General features: G+C 63.9%; 26 protein-coding genes. 15 read left to right on the plus strand and 11 right to left on the minus strand.

From position 1 onward, the window contains the following. Position 1: 1 nt before the first annotated feature. From BMX67_RS10140 to mdh, 6 genes are all read right to left on the minus strand, one after another. Positions 2-2,968 carry a 2-oxoglutarate dehydrogenase E1 component gene (locus tag BMX67_RS10140; RefSeq protein ID WP_090734586.1) on the minus strand — a complete coding sequence of 989 codons (2,967 nt, stop codon included), beginning with the start codon at positions 2,966-2,968 and terminating at the stop codon, positions 2-4. Between the two features lie 44 nt (positions 2,969-3,012). Then, positions 3,013-3,315, minus strand: coding sequence for a hypothetical protein (locus BMX67_RS10145; RefSeq protein ID WP_139206485.1), 303 nt, complete (start codon positions 3,313-3,315; stop codon positions 3,013-3,015). A 323-nt stretch (positions 3,316-3,638) separates the two neighbouring features. Then, entirely contained in the window at positions 3,639-4,523 is an 885-nt protein-coding gene (gene sucD / locus BMX67_RS10150) for a succinate--CoA ligase subunit alpha (protein WP_090734589.1), read from the minus strand. Positions 4,524-4,602: 79 nt separating this feature from the next. Further along, on the minus strand, positions 4,603-5,796 hold the full coding sequence (gene sucC / locus BMX67_RS10155; RefSeq protein ID WP_090734591.1) for an ADP-forming succinate--CoA ligase subunit beta: 1,194 nt from the start codon (positions 5,794-5,796) through the stop codon (positions 4,603-4,605). A gap of 181 nt (positions 5,797-5,977) precedes the next feature. After that, positions 5,978-7,114 carry a hypothetical protein gene (locus BMX67_RS10160; protein WP_139206487.1) on the minus strand — a complete coding sequence of 379 codons (1,137 nt, stop codon included), beginning with the start codon at positions 7,112-7,114 and terminating at the stop codon, positions 5,978-5,980. Positions 7,115-7,228: 114 nt separating this feature from the next. After that, positions 7,229-8,191, minus strand: a complete 963-nt coding sequence (gene mdh / locus BMX67_RS10165; RefSeq protein WP_090734594.1) for a malate dehydrogenase — start codon at positions 8,189-8,191, stop codon at positions 7,229-7,231. Positions 8,192-8,350: 159 nt separating this feature from the next. On the opposite strand from mdh, the gene BMX67_RS10170 reads away from it, so the two are divergent. The 12 genes from BMX67_RS10170 to BMX67_RS10225 all read left to right on the plus strand — a co-directional run bounded on the left by BMX67_RS10170 (position 8,351) and on the right by BMX67_RS10225 (position 17,022). Then, on the plus strand, positions 8,351-9,100 hold the full coding sequence (locus tag BMX67_RS10170; protein WP_090734595.1) for a sulfite exporter TauE/SafE family protein: 750 nt from the start codon (positions 8,351-8,353) through the stop codon (positions 9,098-9,100). A 92-nt stretch (positions 9,101-9,192) separates the two neighbouring features. Beyond that, complete coding sequence (locus tag BMX67_RS10175; protein WP_090734597.1) at positions 9,193-10,044, plus strand: HpcH/HpaI aldolase/citrate lyase family protein; 852 nt, start codon at positions 9,193-9,195, stop codon at positions 10,042-10,044. Positions 10,045-10,086: 42 nt separating this feature from the next. After that, a complete protein-coding gene (locus BMX67_RS10180) occupies positions 10,087-10,632 on the plus strand; it encodes an NnrU family protein (RefSeq protein WP_090734599.1) in 546 nt (181 codons plus the stop codon). A 1-nt stretch (position 10,633) separates the two neighbouring features. Further along, complete coding sequence (locus tag BMX67_RS10185) at positions 10,634-10,840, plus strand: DUF1737 domain-containing protein (RefSeq protein ID WP_090734600.1); 207 nt, start codon at positions 10,634-10,636, stop codon at positions 10,838-10,840. Continuing rightward, entirely contained in the window at positions 10,837-11,871 is a 1,035-nt protein-coding gene (locus tag BMX67_RS10190) for a MaoC family dehydratase (protein WP_090734602.1), read from the plus strand. Before BMX67_RS10185 ends, BMX67_RS10190 begins: the two co-directional genes overlap by 4 nt. Before the next feature lie 224 nt (positions 11,872-12,095). Further along, on the plus strand, positions 12,096-12,488 hold the full coding sequence (gene sdhC / locus BMX67_RS10195; protein WP_090734604.1) for a succinate dehydrogenase, cytochrome b556 subunit: 393 nt from the start codon (positions 12,096-12,098) through the stop codon (positions 12,486-12,488). A gap of 12 nt (positions 12,489-12,500) precedes the next feature. Further along, positions 12,501-12,887 carry a succinate dehydrogenase, hydrophobic membrane anchor protein gene (locus tag BMX67_RS10200; protein ID WP_090734605.1) on the plus strand — a complete coding sequence of 129 codons (387 nt, stop codon included), beginning with the start codon at positions 12,501-12,503 and terminating at the stop codon, positions 12,885-12,887. A gap of 7 nt (positions 12,888-12,894) precedes the next feature. Next, positions 12,895-14,697 carry a succinate dehydrogenase flavoprotein subunit gene (gene sdhA / locus BMX67_RS10205; protein WP_090734607.1) on the plus strand — a complete coding sequence of 601 codons (1,803 nt, stop codon included), beginning with the start codon at positions 12,895-12,897 and terminating at the stop codon, positions 14,695-14,697. Next, entirely contained in the window at positions 14,697-15,065 is a 369-nt protein-coding gene (locus BMX67_RS10210) for a hypothetical protein (RefSeq protein ID WP_090734609.1), read from the plus strand. Before sdhA ends, BMX67_RS10210 begins: the two co-directional genes overlap by 1 nt. A gap of 4 nt (positions 15,066-15,069) precedes the next feature. Next, the gene (locus tag BMX67_RS10215; protein ID WP_090734611.1) at positions 15,070-15,387 is read left to right on the plus strand and encodes a hypothetical protein; all 318 of its coding nucleotides are present in this window, start codon (positions 15,070-15,072) and stop codon (positions 15,385-15,387) included. Positions 15,388-15,391: 4 nt separating this feature from the next. Next, positions 15,392-16,231, plus strand: coding sequence for a hypothetical protein (locus BMX67_RS10220; protein WP_090734612.1), 840 nt, complete (start codon positions 15,392-15,394; stop codon positions 16,229-16,231). An 11-nt stretch (positions 16,232-16,242) separates the two neighbouring features. Further along, on the plus strand, positions 16,243-17,022 hold the full coding sequence (locus tag BMX67_RS10225; RefSeq protein ID WP_090734613.1) for a succinate dehydrogenase iron-sulfur subunit: 780 nt from the start codon (positions 16,243-16,245) through the stop codon (positions 17,020-17,022). A gap of 107 nt (positions 17,023-17,129) precedes the next feature. Here BMX67_RS10225 and glyS read toward each other — a convergent pair whose 3' ends face one another. From glyS to BMX67_RS10240, 3 genes are read right to left on the minus strand one after another with little or no spacing between them, the layout of a single operon-like run. Beyond that, positions 17,130-19,409 carry a glycine--tRNA ligase subunit beta gene (gene glyS / locus BMX67_RS10230; RefSeq protein ID WP_090734615.1) on the minus strand — a complete coding sequence of 760 codons (2,280 nt, stop codon included), beginning with the start codon at positions 19,407-19,409 and terminating at the stop codon, positions 17,130-17,132. Further along, positions 19,409-19,885, minus strand: coding sequence for a DUF6446 family protein (locus BMX67_RS10235; RefSeq protein ID WP_090734616.1), 477 nt, complete (start codon positions 19,883-19,885; stop codon positions 19,409-19,411). Before BMX67_RS10235 ends, glyS begins: the two co-directional genes overlap by 1 nt. Further along, positions 19,882-20,805: a glycine--tRNA ligase subunit alpha gene (locus tag BMX67_RS10240; protein WP_090734618.1), complete on the minus strand. Its 924-nt coding sequence runs from the start codon at positions 20,803-20,805 to the stop codon at positions 19,882-19,884. The genes BMX67_RS10235 and BMX67_RS10240 overlap by 4 nt, the downstream gene beginning before the upstream one ends. Before the next feature lie 119 nt (positions 20,806-20,924). On the opposite strand from BMX67_RS10240, the gene BMX67_RS10245 reads away from it, so the two are divergent. Next, positions 20,925-22,193: a peptidoglycan-binding domain-containing protein gene (locus BMX67_RS10245; RefSeq protein ID WP_090734619.1), complete on the plus strand. Its 1,269-nt coding sequence runs from the start codon at positions 20,925-20,927 to the stop codon at positions 22,191-22,193. On the opposite strand, the gene BMX67_RS10250 is transcribed toward BMX67_RS10245, so the two are convergent. Next, positions 22,190-23,641 carry a TrkH family potassium uptake protein gene (locus BMX67_RS10250; protein WP_090734621.1) on the minus strand — a complete coding sequence of 484 codons (1,452 nt, stop codon included), beginning with the start codon at positions 23,639-23,641 and terminating at the stop codon, positions 22,190-22,192. The genes BMX67_RS10245 and BMX67_RS10250 overlap by 4 nt on opposite strands. Positions 23,642-23,852: 211 nt before the next feature. Between BMX67_RS10250 and BMX67_RS10255 the strand changes: the two genes are divergently transcribed. Both BMX67_RS10255 and BMX67_RS10260 read left to right on the plus strand, forming a co-directional pair. Further along, positions 23,853-24,974 (plus strand): Ppx/GppA phosphatase family protein, encoded by a 1,122-nt coding sequence (locus tag BMX67_RS10255; protein ID WP_090734622.1) that lies wholly within the window; start codon positions 23,853-23,855, stop codon positions 24,972-24,974. Further along, on the plus strand, positions 24,974-25,726 hold the full coding sequence (locus BMX67_RS10260) for an RlmE family RNA methyltransferase (protein WP_090734624.1): 753 nt from the start codon (positions 24,974-24,976) through the stop codon (positions 25,724-25,726). Before BMX67_RS10255 ends, BMX67_RS10260 begins: the two co-directional genes overlap by 1 nt. Here the strand turns inward: BMX67_RS10260 and BMX67_RS10265 are convergent. Beyond that, positions 25,711-26,763 carry a helix-turn-helix domain-containing protein gene (locus tag BMX67_RS10265; protein ID WP_090734626.1) on the minus strand — a complete coding sequence of 351 codons (1,053 nt, stop codon included), beginning with the start codon at positions 26,761-26,763 and terminating at the stop codon, positions 25,711-25,713. The genes BMX67_RS10260 and BMX67_RS10265 overlap by 16 nt on opposite strands. Positions 26,764-26,815: the final 52 nt, after the last annotated feature.

Genomic DNA, 26,815 nt, shown 5'->3' on the forward strand with positions numbered 1-26,815 from the left:
ATTATCCTTCGATATTCAGCGCTTCGTTCACCAGCGCTTCTTGTTCCGACTTGTGGCGCGAGGCGAGACCGGTCGCGGGCGATGCGGCGGCGTTGCGGCCGACATAGCGCGCGCGGCCGTGCTTGGCACCCAGACGTTCCAGCACCCATTCCAGATAGGGTTCGACAAAGCTCCAGGCGCCTTGGTTCTTGGGCTCTTCCTGACACCAGACGATCTCGGCATGTGCAAAGCGGCCCAGTTCCTTGACCATCGCCTGTGCAGGGAAGGGATAGAACTGTTCCAGACGCAGCAGATAGACATCGTCGATGCCAGCCTCGTCACGGGCTTTCAGCAGATCGTAATAGACCTTGCCCGACGAAATCACGACGCGCTTGATCTTGTCATCGGACGCCAGCTTGGTGGGCGAATTGCCGCGTTGGGCGTCGTCCCACAGGATCCGGTGGAAGGTCGAACCGCTTTGGAACTCTTCGGCCTTGCTGACCGCCAGCGGGTGACGCAGCAGCGATTTCGGCGTCATCAGAACCAGGGGCTTGCGGAAGCCGCGATGGATCTGACGGCGCAGAATGTGGAAATAGTTCGCCGGGGTCGAGCAGTTGGCAACGATCCAGTTATCCTCGGCGCACATCTGCAAAAAGCGTTCCAGTCGGGCCGAGCTGTGTTCCGGTCCCTGACCTTCGAACCCATGCGGCAGCAGCATGACCAGGCCCGACATCCGCAGCCATTTCTTCTCGCCCGAGGAAATGAACTGGTCGAACATGATCTGCGCGCCATTGGCGAAATCGCCGAACTGGGCTTCCCACAGGGTCAGCGTGCCGGGCTCGGCCAGTGAATAGCCGTATTCAAAGCCCAGAACCGCATATTCCGACAGCATCGAGTCGATGACCTCGTAGCGGCCCTGACCTTCCTGAATGTTGTTCAGTGGATAATAGCGGTCTTCGGATTTCTGGTCGATGAAGGCCGAATGGCGTTGGCTGAACGTGCCACGGGTGCTGTCCTGACCCGACAGGCGGACGCCATGTCCTTCGGCGACAAGCGACCCGAAGGCCAGTGCCTCGCCGGTGGCCCAGTCAAAGCCCTCGCCGGTTTCGAACATCTGCTTCTTGGCTTCCAGAAGACGGCCGACGGTCTTGTGCAGGCTCAGCCCTTCGGGAACGGTGGTCAGCGCGGTGCCGACGCGGGTCATCAGTTCGGACGGGATGCCGGTATCGCCGCGAACATATTCGCTGCCTTCGCGTTCCATCCCCGACCACTTGCCGTCCAGCCAGTCGGCCTTGTTCGGCTTGTAGTTCTTGCCGATCTCGAACTCGTCGTTCAGATGCGCCTGGAACGTGGCCTTCATGTCCTCGATTTCGCCCTCGGGGATCAGGCCGTCCTTGACCAGACGGTCGGTATACAGCTGCAGCGTCGTCTTCTGCGCCTTGATCTTGGTATACATCGCCGGGTTGGTGAACATCGGCTCATCGCCTTCGTTATGACCGAAGCGGCGATAGCAGAAAATGTCCAGAACCACGTCCTTGTGGAATTTCTGGCGGAATTCGGTCGCCACGCGGGCGGCATGGACCACGGCCTCGGGGTCGTCGCCATTCACGTGGAAGATCGGCGCCTCGACCATCAGCGCGATATCCGTCGGATAGGGCGAGGTGCGGCTGAAATGCGGCGCGGTGGTAAATCCGATCTGGTTGTTCACGACGATATGGATCGTGCCGCCGGTCCGGTGCCCGCGGATGCCCGACAGCTGCAGACATTCGGCTACCACGCCCTGACCTGCGAAGGCGGCGTCGCCATGCAGCAGGATCGGCAGAACGGCGGTCCGCTCGCCCTGATCGTTCAGCTGGTCGCCCTTGGCGCGTGCCTTGCCCAGAACGACCGGGTTCACGGCCTCCAGGTGGCTGGGGTTGGCGGTCAGCGACAGGTGAACGCTGTTGCCGTCGAATTCGCGATCCGAACTGGCGCCCAGATGGTATTTCACATCGCCCGAGCCATCGACATCCTCGGGCTTGAAGCTGCCACCTTGGAATTCGTGAAAGATCGCGCGATAGGGTTTGGACATCACGTTCGCCAGAACCGACAGGCGGCCCCGGTGCGGCATGCCGATGACGATCTCCTTCACACCCAACGCACCGCCGCGCTTGATGATCTGTTCCATCGCCGGGATCAGGGCTTCGCCGCCGTCAAGGCCAAAGCGCTTGGTGCCCATGTACTTGACATGCAGGAACTTTTCAAAGCCCTCGGCCTCGACCAGCTTGTTCAGGATGGCGCGGCGGCCATTCTTGGTGAACTGGATTTCCTTGCCGTAACCCTCGATCCGCTCTTTCAGCCATGCGGCTTCGTCGGGGTTCGAGATATGCATGTATTGCAGCGCGAAGGTGCCGCAATAGGTCCGCTCCATCAGATCGGCGATCTGGCGGATCGTGGCGACTTCCAGACCCAGAACATTGTCGATGAAGATCGGGCGATCCAGATCGCCGTCGTTGAACCCGTAGGTCGAGGGGCGCAGCTCGCCGTGATCGGGGACGTTGCGCAGACCCAGCGGGTCCAGTTGCGCGTGATAGTGACCGCGGATCCGGTAGGCACGGATCAGCATCAGCGCGCGGATGCTGTCCAGAACCGCCTGACGCATCTGCTCGGCGCTCAGCGAAACGCCCTTTTCCTCGGCCTTCTTAGCGATCTTCTTCATCGCGGCGTCGGCTTCGGCCTTGTCGGCCTGCGGCCATTCGCCGGTCAGTGCGGCGGTGTAATCGTCATTGGGGACCGGCGGCCAGTCGGCGCGTTTCCAGCTTGCGCCCTGTGCCTCGCGCACGGCGTCGGCCTCGGCATCGCCCAGCCCGCGGAAAAAGCTGTCCCATGCCTGATCGACCGCGGCGGGATCCTTGGCCCACTGTCCGTAAAGCTGTTCCACATAGGCCGCGTTATGGCCCTGCAGGAAAGAGGAATCGTGGAAATCTGCGTTCTTTGGGTGCTCGGTCATTTGGTCATCCCCGGTAGAGGGCGAAAAGGGTGTCTGGCGATGGGTCAGGCACAGTGGATATCTAGGATTACGGCGCCGGGATCGGCGGTCGGGTCGGTGCGCGGTATCGGGTCAATGCCTGCGACGCGGCGGCGTTCCAACGCGCACAGGGCGGCGGCTGCCCGCGTTCCGGCCCCGGCAGGCGCGCGGGACGGATGATAGATCAGGCGCCAGCCATAATCCTTGCGCGATACGGTGCGCACGGATTCGGGCGGCAGGGTGCTGGCCTGATGAAGGTCGGTGCGGGCGGGAACGCGGTTCAGGACCAGATCGGTGCTGCGGTCGCCGCAGGCCGACAGGGTCAACATCGCGACCAGGGAAAAGGGCGCAGCGTGACGGCACGCCAACCGACCGGCCTCGGCTGGGTGATCTTTCGGTCCGGCGCTAGGTTCCTGAGCGGCCAATTTCATTCCCGGTGCCTAAGTAAGCCGTGCCCCCGATAGTTGGGGCGGGGACACGGGTTGTCAAATCGACTGTGGCTGACGGTTCTGCGAGTGAACCCGAAACCCCGCCCGCGCTGCACCTTCTGCCGACAGGATCGGCAGGCGGGGGCAGGCGATACGGACAGGCTTGCAGGTCATCGTCACACTTTCGTCAGGGGCCGCCCGCGCGTCGCGGACGGCATGGGCGCTTAGCCCTTGATGGCTTTCAGAACGGCCTCGCCCAGACCTGCGGGGCTGTCGGCGACGACGATCCCGGCCTTCTTCATGGCCTCGATCTTCGATTCCGCGTCGCCCTTGCCGCCCGAAACGATGGCGCCGGCATGGCCCATGCGACGACCCGGAGGTGCCGTGCGGCCTGCGATGAAGCCAGCGGTCGGCTTCCACTTGCCCTTCTTCTTCTGCTCGGCCAGGAACTCGGCGGCTTCTTCCTCGGCCGAACCGCCGATCTCGCCGATCATGATGATCGACTCGGTCTCGGGGTCGTCCAGGAACATCTGCAGCACGTCGATATGCTCCATGCCCTTGATCGGGTCGCCGCCGATGCCGACAGCGCTGGACTGGCCCAGGCCCACGTCGGTCGTCTGCTTGACGGCCTCGTAGGTCAGGGTGCCCGAACGCGACACGACGCCGACGCTGCCGCGACGGAAGATGCTGCCCGGCATGATGCCGATCTTGCATTCGTCGGGCGTCATGATGCCCGGGCAGTTCGGGCCGATCAGGCGCGACTTGGAATTGATCAGCGCGCGCTTGACGCGCATCATGTCCAGAACCGGGATGCCTTCGGTGATGCAGACGATCAGCGGGATCTCGGCGTCGATGGCTTCCAGGATCGAATCCGCCGCGAAGGGGGGCGGGACATAGATCGCGGATGCGTTGGCACCGGTCTTCTCGACGGCTTCGTGGACCGAGTTGAAGACGGGCAGGTTCAGGTGCTCGGACCCGCCCTTGCCCGGCGTGACGCCACCGACCATCTGCGTGCCGTAGGCGATCGCCTGTTCGGTGTGGAAAGTACCCTGCGAGCCGGTCAGGCCCTGGCAGATGACTTTGGTATTCTTGTCAACGAGAACGGCCATCATGGCCTCCTTGCGTGAGGTGCGCCGACGCGCACCGATGTTCCAGAGGAAGCTGCGCCACCGGGGCGCAGCCTGCTGCTCAGCCCTTCACGGCCTTGACGATCTTCTGCGCCGCATCGGACAGGTCGTCGGCCGCGATCACGTTCAGACCGCTTGCGCCGATGATTTCCTTGCCCTTCTCGACATTGGTGCCTTCCAGACGAACAACCAGCGGAACCTGCAGGCCGACCTCTTTCACGGCGGCGACGATGCCTTCCGCGATGATGTCGCAGCGCATGATGCCGCCGAAGATGTTGACCAGGATGCCTTTGACGTTCTGGTCGCTGGTGATGATCTTGAAGGCCTCGGTGACCTTTTCCTTGGTCGCGCCGCCGCCGACATCCAGGAAGTTGGCCGGCTCGGCGCCGAACAGCTTGATGATGTCCATGGTGGCCATGGCCAGACCGGCGCCGTTCACCATGCAGCCGATTTCACCGTCCAGCGCGATGTAGTTAAGGTCGAATTTCGACGCGGCCAGTTCCTTGGGGTCTTCTTCGGTCTCGTCGCGCAGCGCGAGGATGTCGGCCTGACGATACAGCGCGTTGTTGTCAAAGCCCATCTTCGCGTCGAGGCATTTCAGGTTGCCTTCGGTGGTGACGATCAGCGGGTTGATCTCCAGCATCTCCATGTCCTTCTCTATGAACATGCGATACAGGTTCTTGACCAGCGCGACGCATTGCTTGACCTGCTGGCCTTTCAGGCCAAGGGCAAAGGCGACGCGGCGGCCGTGGAAATCCGACAGGCCCGAGGCGGGATCGACGCTGAAGCTGACGATCTTTTCCGGGGTCGAGGCTGCGACTTCCTCGATATCCATGCCGCCTTCAGTCGAGGCGACAAAGCTGACGCGGCTGGTATGGCGATCGACCAGCAGGGCCAGGTACAGTTCGGTTTCGATGTCCGAGCCGTCTTCGATATAGATGCGGTTGACCTGCTTGCCCGCGGGGCCGGTCTGGTGCGTGACCAGCGTGCGGCCCAGCATCTGACGGGTCAGTTCCTCGGCTTCTTCCACCGACTTGGCCAGGCGGACGCCGCCTTTTTCACCGGCTTCGGCTTCTTTGAAGCTGCCCTTGCCGCGACCACCTGCGTGGATCTGCGCCTTCACCACCCAAAGCGGGCCGTCCATTTCGCCTGCGGCAGTCTTTGCCTCGTCGGCTTTCATGACGATGCGGCCATCGCTGACCGGCGCGCCGTACTGACGCAGCAGCGCCTTGGCCTGATATTCGTGGATGTTCATCTCGACCCCCTCGTTCGGTTCGACAGATTTGGGGTGTTGTGGCACAGCTTGATCGGCGGATGAACCGTTTTTCAGGGAAAATGGCTAAAACCCGCCGGTTCTGCGGAAATGTGATCACGGCCAGAAATCCTGTGATCACAAAATATGGGATAGGTCAGAACGGCTGTTTCTTTTTCGCGATTCAGTTCAGCAGAACCATGTACATTCCCGTGCGCGCGCCGAACATCTGGGTTACATTTTCGAACACATCGCCGCCCAATGTCAGCCCTTGGCGCAAATAGGGCAGGGCGGCGCTGCCCTGAACCCAGCCGACCAGATCGACGGGCTGCGGATCCTTGATCCACAATGACAGGTCGACACCATGACCCGGCGCCAACCGCCAGAACGGAATCAACTGCCGACCGTCCAACATATCCTGCGCCGCATCCAGCACCGCCAGCCATGCCGGGCCGGTGCCCTGGGGCAAGGCGAACCCAAGCGCCGCCTGCTGCGCGTCGTTCGGGATCCATTCCCGGTCATTGTCCTGTTCCTGCCTGACGCGATCCCAGAACAGGCGGTTCTCGGCGATCATCTGGCGCAACTGCGCATCGGTATCGGCAATCAGATCCGGATCGGGCTGCTGGCGCAGGGTCTGGATCACGACGGCCAGTCGATCCGCCGTGGGGCCAAAGGCGCGTGCCTGCATATGCATGTTCGGCGCGCGGGCCATCTGCCCGGGCGGTTCGGCGAATTGCCGCGAAATCTCGGTTTGCAGGTCGATGGTGCGTTGCAGGGCGGGTTGCGGATCGAAGGCCAGGGTCAGCGTCGCCATCGCCTCGATCAGATGGGTATAGGCGCGCAGCCAGGCGATATCGGCGTGATCAAAGCGGATCGTCGCCCCTTCGCTGGCCGACGGAAAACCCGCAAGCGCGGTCAGGCTTTCGGATGGGCCGCGGCGGCCATCGGCATCCACATCCAGCCACAGATCATCCAGCCGCAGGATCAGCGCCGCGTCGGGATCATCGCTTTGCAGCGCGGCGCGGGAGTCCTGCATCGCCTGCCGCAGCTCGCGGGACAGATCGTTCACAAAGCTCGCCCGCATCGGTTCGGGCGCGGGGTTGGCGGGCAGGGCGGTCCCAAGGATCGGCGCGGGGATCAGCGGATCGGTTGCGCCAATGCGCCAACGCGCCTGCCACGCATCTTCCAATCCACGCAGGAAGGTCACCGCGCCAAGCGCCATGTCGCGCGAGGGATCGGCGGGGCTGTCCTGCAAATGCTGTTGAGTGGCGCCCAGGCCGCGGGCGGCGATCATGCCAGAGGTGGTGCTGTCCTCTGCCATGGCAGGTCCGGCCAGCAGGCAGAGAAGGCACAGAAATCCACGCATCTCGGCATCCCAAATGAAAACGGCGCGCCAAACATGGCGCGCCGTCGGGATCGTGGCAAGTGGCCGCAATCAGGCCAGCGAGCCGTCGATGCCCTTGCAGGCTTCCATCAGGCCTTTCACGGCATCGACCGACTTGTCGAACATCGCCTGTTCGTCCTTGTCCAGCGTGATGTCGATCACACGCTCGATGCCATTGGCGCCGATGACGGTGGGCACGCCGACATACATGCCGTTCAGGCCATAGGCGCCGTCCAGATTTGCCGCGCAGGGCAGCACGCGCTTCTGGTCTTTCAGATAGGCTTCGGCCATTTCGATCGCGCTGGTGGCGGGCGCATAGAAGGCGCTGCCGGTTTTCAGCAGGGCCACGATCTCGGCGCCGCCGTCACGGGTGCGCTGAACGACGGCGTCCAGTTTTTCCTGCGTGGTCCAGCCCATCTTGACCAGATCCGGCAGCGGGATGCCGGCGACGGTCGAGTAGCGGGTCAACGGAACCATGGTGTCGCCGTGACCGCCCAGAACGAAGGCGGTGACGTCTTTCATGGACACGTCGAATTCCAGCGACAGGAAGTGGCGGAAACGGGCCGAATCCAGCACGCCGGCCATGCCGCAGACCTTGTTGGCGGGCAGGCCGCTGAATTTCTGCAGCGCCCAGACCATCGCGTCCAGCGGGTTGGTGATGCAGATCACGAAGGCGTTCGGGGCGTGGGCCGCGATGCCCTCGCCGACCGATTTCATCACTTTCAGATTGATGCCCAGCAGGTCATCGCGGCTCATGCCCGGCTTGCGCGGCACACCTGCGGTGACGATGCAGACATCGGCACCGGCGATATCGGCGTAATCGTTGGTGCCTTTCAGACGGGCGTCAAACCCTTCCGACGGGCCCGATTCCGCAATGTCCAGCGCCTTGCCCTGGGGGGTGCCTTCGGCGATGTCGAACAGGACGACGTCGCCCAGTTCCTTCATCGCAGCCAGATGCGCCAGCGTGCCGCCAATCTGCCCTGCACCGATCAGTGCGATTTTGGGTCGGGCCATGGGTAACCTCCGATTACATGGATGATTGTCGCCGCGGTGGTTACGCCCTTGCGACCCCGTTCGCAAGCCTTCAGCGCCACGCATCTTGTTGTTGGCCCTAACACTTGTATGTGCGGTCAGAACCTTGCATCGATTGCAGAACCCGCAAAAGGAGAGGCCATGCTGGAACTGACGACCGAGGGCTGGGTACTGGCGGTGCTGGCCGCGATGGCGGTGGGCATGGCGAAAGGCGGATTGGCGATGACCGCGATTCTGGCAGTGCCGATTCTGTCGCTGGTGATGTCGCCGGTTCAGGCTGCGGGGCTGATGCTGCCGGTCTATGTCGCGTCCGATGTCGGCGGGCTGATCGCCTTTCGGCGCAACTTTTCGACGACGGTTCTACGCACGGCCTTGCCCGGCGCGATGGTCGGTATCGGGCTGGGCTGGGCCACGGCGCATATCGTGCCCGACTGGGGTGTGACCCTGATCGTGGGGGTGATCGGTCTGGTCTTTGCGCTGAACGCGCTGATTCGTCCGGATCTGGGGGGCGAACCGCGCCGGCCCGACCACGCGCGCGGCGGAGTCTGGGGCGGCCTGGCCGGGTACACCAGTTTCGTCAGCCATTCCGGCGCGCCGCCATTTCAGGTCTATGTCCAGCCGCTGCGCCTGCCATCGCTGATCTATGCGGGAACGACGACATGGTTCTTTGCGGTCGTGAACTGGGTCAAGCTGGTGCCGTATTGGGCGCTGGGGCAGCTTTCGCCCGCCAATCTGATGGCCGCGGCAGTGCTGACGCCGGTGGCGCTGGCCTCGGTCTGGATCGGGTTGCGGCTGGTGCGGATCATCCCACAGGCGTTGTTCTACAAGCTGATCACATGGGGTTTGCTGATCGTTTCGATCCGGCTGGTCTGGCAGGCCCTGCTGGGGTGAACCGTCCCTGATGCCGCAGTGCGGCGAAATTTTTCTTGCCATTTCTGGCGTGCGCGGGCAGTTTCGCGCAAGAATGTTGCGAAGAGGTTTTCATGGCTCGTCCTTACCGGTCCGTTCTTTACATCCCCGCCGCAAATGCCCGCGCCATGGAAAAGGCGCAGACGCTGCCGGCCGATGCGATCATCTTCGATCTGGAAGACGCGGTGTCGCCCACCGAAAAGAGGGCTGCGCGTGATCATCTGGCCGCGGCGCTGCAGAATGATTACGGCGAGCGCGCCCGGATCGTGCGGATCAATGCGCTGGCGACCGAATGGGGTCAGGACGATGCGCGGTTCTGCGCCGCGCTGCCTGCGGGGCAGGTGGATGCGGTGCTGTTGCCCAAGGTGGACGGCCCTGCCGATCTGGACGCGCTGGCCGATCTGCTGCCTGGCCTGCCGCTGTGGGCGATGATGGAAACGCCGTTGGGGATGCTGAATGCCGCGCAGATCGCCGCCCATCCCCGCCTGCAGGGCATGGTGATGGGCACCAATGATCTGGCCAAGGAATTGAACAGCCGATTTCGTGCCGACCGCCTGCCCATGATGGCCGGGTTGGGGCTGTGCCTTCTGGCCGCAAAGGCGCATGGGACGGTCATCGTCGATGGCGTCTTCAATGCCTTCAAGGATGACGAGGGTCTGAACGCCGAATGTCAGCAGGGCCGCGACATGGGGTTTGATGGCAAGACGCTGATCCATCCCGCGCAGCTGGCGATCGCCAATCAGGCCTTCGCCCCGACCGAGGCCGAGATTGACCTGGCCCGCCGACAGATCGACGCCTTCGATCAGGCCGTCGCGGCGGGGAAGGGGGTGGCCGTCGTGGATGGTAAAATCGTCGAAAACCTGCATGTCGATACCGCCCGCAAGACGCTGGATCGCGCACAGGCGATTGCGGGCATGACGGGATAAGGGCAGTCTGGCGCCCAAATCCATCCAGCGAAAGGAAGCCAGATGTTGATCCTGATCCTTGGCGTGGCCCTGTGGTCTGCCGCTCATTTGTGGAAACGGGTCGCCCCGGCCCATCACGATCAGATGGGCGATCGGGCCAGGGGGATCGCGACCGCCGCCCTGCTGCTGTCGGTCGTGCTGATGGTCTGGGGCTACAAGATTTCGGACGGACCCTATTGGTGGGGACGTTCGCCCGCCTTGGTGGGCATCAACAATCTGCTGGTGCTGATCGCGTTCTACCTGTTCGCGGCCAGCGGCATGAAGACGCGGGTGACGGCGCTGACGCGGCATCCGCAACTGATCGGCTTTTCGCTATGGGCCGGGGCGCATCTGCTGGTGAACGGCGATCTGCCCAGTTTCATTCTGTTCGGCGGTTTGCTGGCATGGGCGCATGTCGAAATGCGGCTGATCAATCGCACGCCCTGGACGCCGCCCGCCGGGCCGTTTCCCGTGCGCAAGGAAATCATGGCCGCTGTCGGGGCCGTTCTGGTCACCGCAGCCGTGGGGATGATCCACGGTTGGCTGGGCCCCTGGCCGTTTGGAGGATAAGATGACGACGATCTATCGCTGCATCACCGAGGATGACACCTCGCAATTCTGTCACCGCGTCAGTGAGGCTCTGTCCAAGGGATGGCGCCTGCATGGCAGCCCGTCGATGGCATTCGACCCGGTCAAGGGCGTCATGCGGATGGCTCAGGCGGTCACCAAGGACATCGTGGCGGAATATCACCCCGACATGAAGCTGGGGCAGCAATGAGCAAGACAAACCCCGGCCGCTTCTTCGAGGATTACACCGTCGGTCAGGTGATCCGTCACGCCGTTCCGCGCACCGTCGCCGAAGGGGAACGCGCGCTGTATCACGCGCTGTACCCGGCCCGGCACGCCCTGTATTCCAGCGATGATTTCGCCGCCGATTGCGGGCTGGAAGGCAGCCCGCTGGACGACCTGATTGCCTTCCATATCGTGTTCGGCAAGACCGTGCCCGATATCAGCCTGAATGCGGTCGCCAATCTGGGCTATGCCGACGGGCGCTGGCTGCGCCCGGTCTATGCCGGCGACACGCTGCGCAGCGAATCCGAGGTCATCGGCCTGAAGCAGAACTCGAACGGGAAATCCGGCGTTGTCTGGGTTCGCACCCGTGGCATCAATCAGGTCGGTGAAACGGTTCTGGAATATGTACGCTGGGTCATGGTGCGAAAGCGCGATGTCGATGCGGCGGCCCCGGACACGGTCATCCCTGATCTGCCAAAGGCGGTCGCGGCGACGGATCTGGTGGTTCCAGAAAGCCTTAACTTCTCCGAATATGACACTGAACTTGCAGGGGAACCGCATCTTTGGGGTGATTATCAGATCGGTGAGAAGATCGACCATGTCGATGGCGTTACCATCGAAGAGGCCGAACACATGCTGGCCACCCGGCTGTGGCAGAATACCGCCAAGGTTCATTTCGACGCCACCAATCGCGATGATGGCAAACGCCTGATCTATGGCGGGCATGTCATCAGCATGGCGCGGGCGCTGTCCTTCAATGGTCTGGCGAACGCGCAGATGATCGTCGCGCTGAATGGCGGGGCGCATGCGAATCCCTGTTTCGCGGGCGATACGGTCCGGGCCTGGTCCGAGGTGCTGGACAAGGCCGAAACCGCCGCGCCCGGTGTGGGTGCCCTGCGCCTGCGTCTGGTTGCGACCAAGGGCGACAGTTCCGATTTCCCGCTGAAGGCGGAGGATGGCAAATACCTGCCGCAAGTGTTGCTTGATCTGGATTACTGGGCGCTGATGCCGATGTGATCGCGACGGGGCGGCCCCGTGCCGTCCCGTTGCCGTTCCTTGTGATCACTGGCGGTGTTTGTGTGATCACAAAATGCGAAATCCGGCTAAATTCCGCCTCAGGGGTGGCATAACCGGGTGACAGGTGGCAGAAATGCCGCCATCAACATCCCGATCGCCAGCCCGTGCGGCCAGCCAAAAGCCTGCGACGGGTCGAGCCAGAACCGACAAAGGAGGGCCGCCTCATGGCCGACGTGAACCGGGGCAACCGGCCACTTTCCCCCCATCTTCAGGTCTACAAGCTGCCTTTGGCGGCCGTGACCTCGATCCTGACGCGGATTACCGGGCATGCGCTTGTCGCCGGTATCCTTCTGCTGGTCTGGTGGCTGGTCGCCGCCGTCAGCGGCCCGGGCGCCTTTGCCGTCGCCGACTGGGTCGTGCGGTCCTGGCTGGGCTTTCTGATCCTGACCGGCTCGACCTGGGCGCTGTGGTATCACACGCTGGCCGGCATCCGTCACCTGTTCTACGACGCCGGTTACGGCATGGAGATCGAGCAGGCCAAGCAGTCCAGCCGCGCCATCATCTTCGGCTCGGTCGTGCTGACGCTGCTGTCGCTGATCCTGTTCTTCATTTTCTAAGGAGGGCCGACGATGCGCTATATCACCCCCCGCAAAGCCGCACAGGGTCTGGGCAGTTCACATACCGGGACATCCGACCACTGGTTCATGACCGTCAGCGCCTGCGCCCTTGCGCTGCTGACCCCGGCCTTCCTTCTGGTCATCGGCAGCGCCATCGGCCTGCCGCATGCCGATCTGGTGGCCTATTTCGGGCGGCCCTATCCCGCGATCATCACGTCGTTGTTCATCATCGTCGGCATGGTGCATTTCATCAAGGGCACCCGGATCATGATCGACGATTATTTCCAACACACCGCACGCAAGGTGGCGATCATCGTTTCGGTGATCTTCAGCTGGGCCGTCATCGCGTCCGCCGTCTTCGCCCTTGCGAAGATGACCTTCGTCACGCTTGCGATCTGAGGACAACATGGCTGAATACGAAATCCACACGCATGATTATGACGTGGTCGTGGTGGGCGCCGGTGGCGCCGGGCTGCGCGCCACGCTGGGGATGGCGGAACAGGGCCTGCGCACGGCCTGCGTGACCAAGGTTTTCCCGACCCGTTCCCACACCGTCGCCGCGCAGGGTGGCATCGCCGCCAGCCTGTCGAACATGGGCCCCGATAACTGGCAGTGGCATATGTATGACACCGTCAAGGGCAGCGACTGGCTGGGCGATACCGACGCCATGGAATACTTGGCCCGCGAAGCGCCCAAGGCGGTCTACGAGCTGGAACATTACGGTGTGCCCTTCTCGCGCACCGAAGAGGGTAAGATCTATCAGCGCCCCTTTGGCGGCCACACCACCGAATTCGGTGAAGGCCCCCCCGTGCAGCGCACCTGCGCCGCGGCCGACCGGACCGGCCACGCCATCCTGCACACGCTGTATGGCCAGTCGCTGAAGAACAATGCCGAATTTTTCATCGAATATTTCGCGCTGGACCTGATCATCACCGACGGGGCCTGCACCGGGGTTGTCTGCTGGAAGCTGGACGACGGCACGATGCATGTCTTCAACGCCAAGATGGTGGTGCTGGCGACCGGCGGCTATGGCCGCGCCTATTTCAGCGCGACCAGCGCACATACCTGCACCGGCGATGGTGGCGGCATGGTTGCCCGCGCGGGTCTGCCGCTGCAGGACATGGAATTCGTGCAGTTCCACCCGACCGGCATCTATGGCTCGGGCTGCCTGATCACCGAAGGGGCGCGCGGCGAGGGCGGCTATCTGACCAACAGCGAGGGCGAACGCTTCATGGAGCGTTACGCACCGACCTACAAGGATCTGGCCAGCCGCGACGTTGTCAGCCGCTGCATGACCATGGAGATCCGCGAAGGCCGTGGCGTCGGCGATGATGGCGACCACATCTTCCTGAACCTGATGCACCTGCCGCCCGAAACGCTGGCCGAGCGCCTGCCGGGCATCAGTGAATCGGCCAAGATCTTTGCCGGTGTCGATGTGACCCGCGCGCCGATCCCGGTCATTCCGACGGTGCATTACAACATGGGCGGCATCCCCACCAATTATTGGGGCGAAGTGCTGAACCCGACCGAGGAAAACCCCGACCAGATCTTCCCCGGCCTGATGGCCGTGGGCGAGGCCGGCTGCGCCTCGGTGCATGGCGCGAACCGCCTTGGGTCGAACAGCCTGATCGACCTTGTGGTCTTTGGCCGCGCCGCCGCGATCCGCGCCGGTCAGGTGATCGACCGCGATGCGGCGATCCCCTCGACCAATCAGGCCGAGGTCGATCGCGCGCTGGACCGTTTCGACGGGCTGCGCAACGCCAAGGGGGGCACCTCGACCGCGGAACTGCGCAACGAGATGCAGCGCACCATGCAGGCCGATGCCGCCGTGTTCCGTACCGACAAGACGCTGGCCGAAGGCGTCGTCAAGATGGAGGCGATCGCCGCCAAGCTGGACGACCTGAACGTCACCGATCGCGGCCTGATCTGGAACACCGATCTGATGGAAACGCTTGAGCTGACCAACCTGATGCCGAACGCGCTGGCCACCATCGTCGGTGCCGAGGCACGCAAGGAAAGCCGTGGCGCCCACGCGCATGAAGACTACCCTGAGCGGGATGACGCCACCTGGCGCAAGCATTCCCTTGCACGGGTCGAGGGGAACAAGGTTAAACTCGACTACCGCCCCGTCCATCTCGACCCGCTGACCAAGCAGGAAGAGGGCGGGATCGACCTGAAGAAGATCGCTCCGAAGAAAAGGGTTTATTGATGCGTTTGATCAACTTCCTCGGCATGGGTGTCACGGCTGTCGTTCTGGCAGGCTGTGTGGCGCCGACCGCGATGCAGGCCCCGGTGTCGCCGGTGGCCCCTGCCGCGCCCGCGGCCCCGACCACGCTGGACGCCGCGTCGCGTCAGGTGGCGCGCAATGTCATCAACTCGGAAATGCAGAACCGCCTGCCGGGGGTGAATGTCTCGCCCTATACCGATTGCGTGGTCAACAATGCCACCACCGCCGAGCTGATCGACCTGGCGCAAGCCTCGCGGGCCGGCGTGTCGGGAACCGCCGACAGCGTCGCCTCGATCGTTTCGCGCCCCGCGACCAGCCAGTGCATCGCATCCGCGGCACAGACGGCCTGATCGCATGAACCTGACTCGGCCCATAGGTTTTCTGGTCCCGGTGATGCTGGGACTGGCGGCTTGTGGGCCGGTTCCTGTCGACCGGGCGGAACAGATCTGCCTGGACGATGCAAGGCTGGCGGCCGGGCCGCGCGGCGAGATCGCGCTTGGCACCTCTTCGGGCAGCCGGGGATCGGGGATCGTCGGCCAGTTCGAGATGGAAATCTCCAGCGACTATATCCGGCAGCGCGATCCGTCGGATGTGTTCAATCGCTGTGTCCTGCGGAAATCCGGTCAATTGCCCAGCCGCGTTCTGGCCGACCAACCGGGTTGGCGAGGCTAGGCGAATGGCGGGGACCACGAATAACGGGCGCCGCAGGCTGATCCTGCATCTGGGCGTTCAGAAGACCGGAAGCACGGCCATTCAGCGGTTTCTACGCCAGAATGCCGATGCGCTGTCAGACGATCTGATCGTGCGCACCCCGGTCGAGGGGACGCCGATGCGCCCGCTTGGCCGTGCGGCCATCGCCCATAGCCTGTCCAACGACCCCGATACCGCAACCGCGCTGCGGCTGGCTTTTGCCGATGTTCTGGCCGAACTGCCCGACAATGGGCTGCCGGTCCTGATCAGCCATGAAAATCTGGCGGGGGCAATGCCCGGCAATGGTGGCGAGACACGCCTGTATCCCGCACTTCCCGAGATCCTGTCCCTGCTGCGCACCGAGGCCAAGGGGTTCGAGATCGAGGCCGTCGTCTATACCCGCAACATGAAGCAGTGGAAATCCAGCGTCTGGGCGCAGGCCGTGCGTACCGATGGCTATGCCAAGACCGAAGATGCGTTCCTGGCCGATATCGAAACGCTGCCCGGCTGGGGCGATCTGATCCGTCGTCTGGGCCAGGAAATCGGCGCCGAGAATGTGTGCCGCTGCCGGCTGGAGGATGAGGTCGATGCGAGCCGTCCCGCCGGTCAGTTGCTGCGCCATGCCGGTCTGGACGACGCCCGGATCGCCGCGCTGACGCCCCTTCAGGGGCAATCGATGCCGCGTCTGTCGGCATCCTCGACCGAATTCCTGCGACGCCTGAACGGCCTGTCGCTAAACCCTTATGCACGGGGCAAGGTAGCCGATCTGGTTGCCCGCGCCCAACCCCTGTTCGCGGCCGAATGGCCGTCCGAAGGCACTTCCTGAAAGGAGCACCCATGGTCCAGTTCACGCTTCCCAAGAACAGCCAGATCCGGGTCGGCAAGACCTGGCCCAAGCCCGAGGGCGCGACCAATGTGAAGAAATTCCAGATCTATCGCTGGGATCCGGAGGCCGGGGAAAACCCGCGTCTGGATACGTATTTCGTCGATCTGGACAAATGCGGCCCGATGGTTCTGGATGCGCTGATCAAGATCAAGTCCGAGATCGACCCGACCCTGTCCTTCCGCCGGTCCTGCCGCGAAGGGATCTGCGGGTCCTGCGCCATGGTCATCGATGGCGGCAACCGTTTGGCCTGCATCTTTGGTATCGACGAGGTGCAGGGTGATGTGGCGATCTATCCGCTGCCGCATATGCCGGTGGTGAAGGACCTGATCCCCGACCTGACGCATTTCTATGCCCAGCATGCCAGCGTGAATCCCTATCTGATCACCAAATCGCCCACGCCGGGCAAAGAATGGAAGCAGTCGATCGAGGATCGCAAGAAGCTGGACGGTCTTTACGAGTGCATCCTGTGCGCGTCCTGTTCGACCTCGTGCCCCAGCTATTGGTGGAACGGCGATCGGTATCTGGGCCCGGCCGCGTTGCTGCATGCCTATCGCTGGATCATCGACAGCCGTGACGAGGCCACGGGCGAGCGTCTGGACGAGCTGGAAGATCCGTTCAAGCTGTATCGTTGCCACACGATCATGAACTGCACCAACACCTGCCCGAAGGGGCTGAACCCGGCGAAGGCGATTGCCTCGATCAAGCATATGATGGTCGATCGGGTGGTCTGATTTCGGCGCCGGGGGCCAGCCCCCGGACCCCCGGGGTATTTCGACAAAGAAGAAGGGCCGAGGGTGGAGACACCTTCGGCCCTTTCGGTTTTGCGATGTGGCGGAGGTCAGCCCTCGATGCGGGTGAAATCGGCGATCTGGCGGCCGGCCTCGCGGATGCGGCTGAGCAGGTTCAGGCGGTTGCGGCGGACGATCTGGTTGTCGCTGTTGACCTGAACTGCTTCGAAGAAGGCGTCGATGGGGGCGCGCAGGGCCGCGATGGCGGTCATGGCGGCGGGGAAATCCTCGGACGCGGTGGCCTGTCTGATCGCGGGTTCGGCGGTGTCGAGGGCGGCGAAGAGGGCGCGTTCCTCGTCGGTTTCGGCGAATTTCACATCGGCCCCGAAGCTGTATTCGACGCCGTCCTTTTCCTCGGCCTGGGTCAGGATGTTGCTGGCGCGTTTCAGGCCCTGAGTCAGGTTCCGGCCGTTTTCGGTCGCCATCATGTCGTTCAGCGCTGTGGCGCGGTTCACGACCAGCACGAGGTCGTCATTGCCCGGTTGGGCAAGGACGGCGTCGATGATGTCGTGGCGGATGCCTTGGTCGCGGAGATGGACTTTCAAGCGGTCGTGGAGGAAGGCGAGGAGGTCGGCGGAAGCCTTGCTAACGATGGCGCGGACCATCGTTACGTAGTCACTCAGGTTCTGATCGTTCCTATTGGCCGATTCCAGCAATGCAGCCGATTTCGCGGCTGGCCCTTCGTCGATTGATCCGGTCGAGGCACCTGAGTGGAGATTGTCTGCGCAAAGACCATTCAGGAAATCGCGGATCCGCTGGTCTCCGCCTCGTTGAAGATATTGCTCCGCTCGGCTGAGACTGAATAGCGAACCGGTCGCGAAAAGGAAAATTTTCTCGAGTGAGAGCCTCAAATTGTTTCCGCTAGTCAACCGAATGGTCCCCAACGCCGCCCGCCGTAGGGCGAATGGGTCCTTCGATCCCGTCGGCTTCTCATCAATCGCCCAGAATCCGGTCAGCGTATCAATCTTGTCGGCCAGTGCGACGGCGACAGAGACGGGGGCGGTGGGCACGGCGTCGGAGGGTCCCAGCGGCGAATAATGATCGCGGGCGGCGTCGGCGACGGCTTCGGGATGGCCTGCGGCAAGCGCGTAATAGCGGCCCATGGTGCCTTGCAGTTCCGGAAACTCGCCGACCATGGCGCTGCGCAGGTCAAGTTTGGCCAGTTTCGCGGCCAGTTCGGCCTGATCGGGGTCGGCGCCGACCAGCGGGGCGATGTCGCGCGACAGCGCCGCGATGCGGGCGATGCGGTCGGCCTGGCTGCCCAGCTTGTTGTGGAAGGTCACGGAATTCAGGCCCTGGGCCCAGGTGTCCATTCCCGATTTCGCCTCGCGCAGGTCGTTCTCATAGAAGAAGGCGGCATCCGACAGGCGGGCGGCCAGAACGCGCTGATTGCCGGCGAGGATCGTTGCGCCATCATCGGGTGTCTCGATATTGGCGACGGTGACGAAACCCTCGATCCGGCCAGTCTTTGGGTTCTTGGCCGAGAAGAATTTCTGGTGTTCCTTCATCGAGGTTTGCAGCACCTCGGGGGGCAGGTCGAGGAAGCGGTCCTCGATCACGCCCATCAGCGGCACGGGCCATTCGACGAGGCCCGCGACCTCGGTCATCAGGGCGTCATCGGGGACGATGTCCCAGCCGCGTGCGAAAGCGAGGTTTTCGGCCTGCTGGCGGATGGCGGCTTCGCGTTCGGCGGGGTCCAGCATGACGCGAGCGCGGCGCAGCTTGGCGGCGTAATCGTCAAATCCGGTGACGGAGAAGGCGTCGGGGGCCATGAAGCGGTGGCCGCGCGTGCTGTCGCCAGCGGTGATGCCTTCGATCGTCAGGGGAACGACGGTGGCGCCGGAATCGTCGCTGAGCAGGCAGATGATCGAATGCAGCGGGCGGACCCAGCGCATCGCGCCTGCGCCCCAGCGCATGGATTTCGGCCAGGGGAAGTTGCGGATCGTGCCGTCCAGCACCTCGGCCACGATCTGATCGGCGGGGCGGCCCGGCTTTTCGATGGTGGCGAACCAGACCTGGCCCTTCTTGTCGTCGCGGGCCTCAAGCTGATCGCGGGTCAGGCCGGTCGAGCGCAGAAAGCCTTCCAGCGCCTTTTCGGGGGCGTCGGTGCGCGGGCCCTTGCGTTCCTCGCGGGTGGTGGGGCTGCCGGCGCTGAGGCCTTCGATGGTCAGGGTCAGGCGGCGCGGGGTGCTGAACGCGCCCGCGCTGGCATAGGTCAGCCCGGCCTCGACCAGGCCGTCGGTGACCAGGCGTTTCAGATCCTCGCGCGCGCGGGCCTGCATGCGGGCGGGGATTTCCTCGGAAAAGAGTTCGATCAGCAAATCGGGCATCAGTCCATCACTCCGCGTTCCGGGGTCTTGTCGTTGAATTGGTGCCAGCCAAAGATGCGGCCGTCGGGATAGACGGCCAGCACGCGATCCACGTCGGGGCGGATCTCGGACTGGCTGAGGACGGCGCGGGCGGCGCCGGTTTCAAGGTCCTGACCGATCTGTTCGGCGTCATAGCAGTCGAACCAGTTGGGTCCGATCAGGGGGGTGGGGGCGTCGAAGGGCTGGGCGCCGTCGGGCAGCCCGCCTTCGACACGAAAGCAGGCACGCCAGCGCAGGGGCGAGCTGTCGGCATCGATGCCCTCGAACCCGATTGCGGTCAGGGGCACCGCACCATCGGCGGTTTGCAGCATCACCTGTGCCCGCGGGCTGTCGGCGGGGATGCGGTCGTAGAAGCCGTATTCCTGCGCATACCACATGCCGACCCCGGCGCCGAGCGCGGCGAGGATCAGGGCAATGGCGGCGATCTTGCCGGTCACGCGCTGGCCCCTGCGGCATCGGTGGTCAGGAACAGGTCTGCACAGGCCTTGGCCAGCGCCCGGACCCGGCCGATATAGGCCTGACGTTCGGTGACCGAGATCACGCCGCGCGCGTCCAGCAGGTTGAACAGATGGCTGGCCTTGATCGCCTGATCATAGGCGGGATGCGCCATCGGGATGCGGCGGCCCGCATTGTCGGTTTCGGCGGCGGCCAGGATCCGGGCGCATTCGGCCTCGGCATCCTTGAAATGCTGGAACAGCATGTCGGTATCGGCCTGATCGAAATTCCAGCGCGAATATTCCTGTTCGGTCTGGCGGAAGATATCACCATAGGTCAGCGCGATGGGCGCGTCGGGATCGTTGAAGGGCATGTCCATCACATGCTCGACCCCCAGGACATACATCGCCAGACGTTCCAGACCGTAGGTCAGTTCGCCCGAGACCGGTTTGCAGTCATGGCCGCCGACCTGCTGGAAATAAGTGAACTGGCTGACTTCCATGCCGTCGCACCAGACTTCCCAGCCAAGGCCCCAGGCGCCAAGGGTCGGGCTTTCCCAGTCATCCTCGACGAAGCGGACATCGTGGATCATCGGGTCCAGTCCGATCGCGCGCAGGCTGCCCAGATACAGATCCTGCAGGTTCGGGGGGCTGGGTTTGATGATGACCTGATACTGGTAGTAGTGCTGCAGGCGGTTCGGGTTTTCGCCATAGCGGCCATCGGTCGGGCGGCGCGAGGGTTGCACATAGGCCGCGGCCCATGACTTGCCCCCAAGCGAGCGCAGCGTGGTCGCCGGGTGGAAGGTGCCCGCGCCCACCTCCATGTCATAGGGCTGCAAAACGGCGCATCCTTGTGCAGCCCAGTAGTTTTGCAGCCGCAGGATGATTTCCTGAAAGCTGCGCGGTCGGTTGGGGCTGGTCATATGGCCATCCTTTTGCATAGATCGGTCCAAGGCGTCTCGCGCCTTCTAGGCGTGGCTTTGGACAGGGTCAATAAAGGCCCGTACGCCAGATGCGGGATGCAACGGGGAAGGAGGCAGGAATGCGGCGTTTTTCGGGTGCGATACTGGCGGCCCTGATGCCGGTTGCGGGCTTTGCGCAGGATGCGGTGATCCGGATCGAGGCAAAGCGCGGCAGCGAGGCGGCGACGATTGCGGCGCAGGGCTGGCGGGACCGGTTCGAGGATGTGGTGACATTTCCGCTGTCGGGCGACTGGATCGGCATTGCGCTGGGTCCGATGCCGCAGGCGGGGGCCGAGGCGCGTCTGCGGCAATTGCGGGCGGCCGGTCAGATCCCGTCCGACAGCTTCGTCGCGGCCGCGGCACCCGGTCTGACGCCGGTTCCGGGCGATGACGCCACCGATGCAGCGCCGGAGACGGTGGTCGCGACCCCGGTGCCGCCCGGCACGCATATCCGGCTGGATGCCCGCAGGAATCGCGAGGATGCCGATGCCGTTCTGGCCCAATGGCGTCAGACCTTCCCGGAGGCAGGCTTGTGGCAATTGCCGAATGGCTGGTTCGCCGTGACGCTTGGGCCGATGCAGGACGCGACCGCGCGGGCATGGCTGTCGGCGTTTCGAGATGGTGGGCTGCTGCCTAAAGACGCCTTTACCACGGTCGCTGCCGATCTGGGCCAGGAGGTGACGCCCGGCACCGCGCTGGACCTGCCCGCACCGGGCGATGCCGCGCAGATGCCGCCCCTGGATCAGGTTCAGAAGGCGCTGCGATGGGCGGGCCATTACGATGGCGACATCGACGGCAAATCCGGTCCCCAGACCCGCGCGGCGATGCAGGCCGAAATCATGGCCGAACGACTGGCCCCCGACGTGCCGGGCGCGATGCGGAAACTGCTGGAACGGCGGGCGGCGTGGCGCGATCAGATGGGTCTGGTCGAATTGCGCGACGATCACACGGGTCTGTCGGTCGTCGCACCCATGGACCGGCTGCAATTCGACCGGGTCGAGCGTGTGCTGTCGATCTATGGCCCCAGAAATGACTCGGGCAGTGCGCTGATCCTGTTCGATCGGGCGGGCGGCCAGCAGGAATTGCAGGACCTTGGCGGCCTGGTCACGGCGCTTGGCTGGGTGCCGAACCCGGACCGAAAGATCGAACGCGGGCATATCCGGCTGGAAGGCCGAAACGCGGAACATCACGGGCTTGCCGAAGGCTGGGTCCGCGATGGCCGCGCCCAGGGCTTTGTCTTGATCTGGCCGGCGGATGATCCCCAGAACCAGCGTCGCATCGCGGCCGAGATCAGCGACTCGTTCCAGCGGATCCCGGCGGCCGACAGCGCGACGATGCCCGACGGCTAACCGCGCCAGAATTTGGGCATCAGCAGTACCAGCGCCGAGATCAGTTCCAGGCGGCCCAGATACATGCCCACGATCATCATCCATTTCGCCGCGGTGGGAAATTCGGCGATGGACCCGTTCGAGGTCACTTCGGGGCCCCAGGTCGGCCCGACATTGGCGATGGCGGTCCAGGCGGCCGTCAGCGCCGTTTTCGGGTGCAGACCGGTCAGCGACAAGCCGACGATCAGCAGCCCGAAGGTCAGCATGAACAGGGTGAAGAAGGCCATGACCGAATCGACGATATCCTTGTCCAGCGGGCGCCCTTCATAGCGCAGCGGATAGACGCGATGGGGCGAATGCATGCGCCGGATCTGGGCGCGCACGGCCTGCCACAGCACCAGATAGCGGAACACCTTGACCGAACAGCCGGTCGATCCGGTGCAGCCCCCGATCAGCCCGCAGATGATCAGCACGGTGAAGGGCAGGTGCCCCCATGCCATCATGTCGGTCGAGGCAAAGCCCGTCCCCGAAAAGGTCGAGATCGTGTTGAACACCGTCTCGCGCATCACCTCCAGCGGATGATCGCCCTGTTTCATCACCAGCAGGCGATACAGCACGATGATCGCGCAGGCATAGAAGATCCAGCGCAGATAGGCCCGGATCTGGGTGTCCTGCCAGATCGGGGTAAAGCTGCCGCGCATGACCTGCACCATGCGGATGAACGGGATCGAGGCCAGCACCATGAAGATCGAGGCGGCCCATTCCAGCGGCCCCAGAAACGCCCCGAAGCTGGCATCATAGCTGGAAAACCCGCCGGTCGACACGGTGCTGAGCGCGTGGACGATGGCGTCATAGCCAGTCATGCCCAGAAGGATATAGGTCAGGATGCAGGCCGCAGTCAGCAGCAGGTAGATGCGCGTCATCTCGGCCGCGATTTCGCCCGCGCGGGGCAGGATCTTGCCAAGCGTGTCGAACCCTTCGGACCGGAAGAACTGCATGCCGCCGACCTTCATCACCGGCAGAAAGACCATCGCGACGACGACGATGCCCAGGCCGCCGCTCCAATGCAGGATGGTGCGCCAAAGGTGGACGCCGTAGGACAGGCGATCCAGTTCGGGGAAGGCGGTCGTGCCGGTTGTGGTGACGCCCGACATCGCCTCGAAATAGGCGTCGGTCAGGCTGGCATGGGGTTCACCGATCACGAAGGGGATCGCGCCAAAGACCGGCAGCACCGCCCACAGACCGGATGTGATCAGAAAGGCCTGCTGGATGTTCAGCGACTGTTGGTCGCCGCGCGTTGCCACGGTGATCAGCAGTCCGATGGCGACGGTGACCGCCCCTGCCTCCAGAAAGACCGTCCAGTGCGGATTGCCCTGCCACCAATCCACCGCCATCGGCAGCGCCATGGCCACGCCCAGGGCCGTGATGATTTTTCCGATGGAATGGGCCACTGGCCGAATGTCGATCATGCTGGCTGCTTGCCGCGACCTGCGCGACGCGTCAAGCGCGACAGTCACAAGCCCGCGATTTCCCACAGCTCCGTTGCCCGATTGCGCGGGGAAACGCAGGGCGGCGGCCTCGGCTGCGATCCTGCTTTGCGGTCAGGGCCCTCGCGCGCCCTTGAACGCCGTGAAACGGCAGGTTAACTTTAGATCAACTTGCTATCGGAGGGCGTGTGCTATGGCGCCCAGGCGTCCTGCGGGTGAGGACGCGTTCCCGAAATTAACGGTTGAGCCTCCGGTCACCCGCCAAACCGAGGACGGGGCGCTTTATGCGGCCCTGGATCTTGGCACAAATTCGTGCCGGATGCTGATTGCGCGACCGCGCGGCAGTCAGTTTCAGGTCATCGACAGCTTTTCCAAGCCCGTGCAGCTTGGGCATGGGCTGGAAGCTTCGGGGCGTCTGTCCCGCAGTTCGATGGCGCGTACGGTCCACGCATTGCAGGTCTGTCGGCGCAAGCTGGATCAGCACCGTGTCCGCAAGATGCGCATGGTCGCGACCGAGGCCTGCCGCCGCGCGCGCAACAGCCGCGATTTCCTGCGCACGATCCGCCGCGAAACCGGCCTGCCCGTTGAAATCATCGGCGCCGAGGAGGAAGCGCGGCTTGCGGTGATTTCCTGCGCGCCCCTGGTCAGTCACAGCACCGACACCTTGCTGGTCGTCGATATCGGCGGCGGTTCGACCGAACTGGTCTGGATCGACCTTGAAGATGTCGAGCCCAAGGAACGGTCGCGCGCGATCATGCGGCTGTCGGACGGGTTCGGAAATCCGCAGCCGGGCGGGGCGCGGGTCGTGGACTGGATCAGCGTGCCGCTGGGTGTGGCGACGCTGCGCGACCAGTTCGCCGATGTCGAGGACGATCAGGGCCGCTTTGCCCTGATGAGCTGGTATTTCGAGGAAATGCTGGCCGATTTCGCCCCCTATGCCGACGGCGCCCCTGATGAGGGGTTTCAGATCATCGGAACCTCGGGGACGGTGACGACGGTCGCGGCCAGCCATCTTGGGCTGCGCCGCTATGACCGCACCAAGGTTGACGGTTTGGAGATGACGACCGAACAGATCGACCGGGTCATTCATTCCTATCTGGCATTGGGGCCGGATGGGCGGCGGCAGGACCCGCGCATCGGACGCGAACGGCATGCGCTGATCATGTCCGGCGCGGCGATTTTGCAGACCCTGATGCGGGTCTGGCCGACAAATCGACTTTCCGTCGCGGATCGCGGCCTTCGCGAGGGGTTGCTTTATGCCCAGATGGTGCGCGATGGGGTGCTGACGCCAGACGGCCTGAACGGAGTGGCATGATGAGCAAGGAACCAAACAGCCGCGCGGGCAAGACCAGCGGCCGTGGACAACGCGACCTGAAGGTTCGCGTCAAGACCGCCAAGGGGCGCAAGATGTCGTCCAAGCTGTGGCTGGAACGGCAGCTGAACGATCCCTATGTGGCCCGCGCCAAGCGCGAGGGCTATCGCGGGCGCGCGGCGTACAAGATTCTGGAACTGGACGACAAGTATCGCTTTCTGGTTCCCGGCGCCCGGGTCGTCGATCTGGGATGCGCGCCCGGCGGCTGGTGTCAGGTGGCCGTGGCCCGCGTGAATGCGCTTGGCGAGAAATCGGGCAAGAAGGTCGGCCGCGTTCTGGGCCTGGACCTGCAAGAGGTCGATCCCATCGCCGGGGCCGAGATCCATCAGTTGGATTTTCTATCCGACGGGGCCGACGATCTGGTCAAGGAATGGCTGGGCGGGCCTGCGGATGTGGTGATGTCCGACATGGCGGCATCTTCGTCGGGGCACAAGGGCACCGACCACCTGCGCATCGTCGCGCTGGTCGAGGCGGCGGCGCAGCTGGCCTTCGATGTGCTTGAACCGGGCGGCACCTTCGTCGCCAAGGTTCTGGCAGGCGGCGCCGAGACGGAAATGCAGGCGATGCTGAAGCGCAACTTTACCAAGGTCGCCAATGTGAAGCCGCCCGCAAGCCGCAGCGATTCATCCGAGAAATTCGTCGTCGCCACCGGTTTCAGGGGGCGTCAGGACGAGGTGGATCAGGACGAGGACTGAGCCCGGAACGCCTCGGGGGTGCGGCCGGTGGCGGCCACGAAGGCGCGGGTGAAATGGGTATGGCTTGCATAGCCGAAATCCCGCGCGATCTGGGCCGGGCTGTGGCGCGTTTCGCGCAGCGCCTGCACCGCCATTTCCAGCCGGATCTGATGTATCAGGTCGATGGCCCGCTTGCCGCGCCCCGACTGGCAGGCATGATCCAGCGCCGCCGATGTCGTGCCCAGTTCTTCGGCCAGATCGGCAATGGTGATGCCTTGCTTCAGGCGCGATCCCGCCAGGTTCATGAACCGTTCCAACAGGCTGCGATCGCGCTGCGGCATTGTCGCGCGATCCGGCGTTGCGATCAACGGCTGCAACCGGCCCAGCAGCAGCGCCAGCATCCCCAGCAGGCAATGCATTCCCGCCGCGCCGGCATTGCGGGCGGTTTCGATCGACAATTCGTGCAGCGTCAGGTGCAGCGCGGCGCCCTCGTCGCCCGCCATGCCCGCGATCATCCGGGCGGGAAAGGGCGGATCGTTGTCCTGCGCCATCTGAGGGGCCAGCAGCATGACCTGCCCCTCGGCCCCGGCGCGGGGAAGGAAGGCGAAGGCCGTGCCGGCGGGGATGAAGCAGACCGTATCGGGCGCCAGCAGCCGTTCCTTGCGCGGCAGATCCAACTGTGCATACCCGCGCGTCACCCAGATCAGGCTGTGGTCGCTGCGCGTGCGTGGCTGGGGCGGGTTGCCTTTCGCGCCCCAGACGAAGCTGCCAAGCGGCAGCAGCCGCAATCCCGTCTGACGTGCGATCGGGCGCTGCGCATAGGGTCTGCTTGTGGGCAGCGCGACCGAGTTCGGGGCGGCGGGGGCGATGTTCTGCAGACGGGGCGCGGGGTCGGCGAAAACCGGCGCATGACCTTCGGGGATACTGCCATCCGTTACCTTGGCCGCGCCGGGATCGGGGCGCGGGCCGCCAACACTTGCCCAACCGGCATTCTTGCCGAACGGGCTGGCAGAAAACGGAAACCCGTTCCTGAAACTGCCTGCGTCATGCGTTGCCATGCGGAACCATTCCCTCAAAGCCGAATAAGCGAATTTTCGCCTATAAGCGGCT

Origin of the sequence: Paracoccus homiensis, assembly GCF_900111675.1 — a bacterium.
Lineage (GTDB): Bacteria > Pseudomonadota > Alphaproteobacteria > Rhodobacterales > Rhodobacteraceae > Paracoccus > Paracoccus homiensis.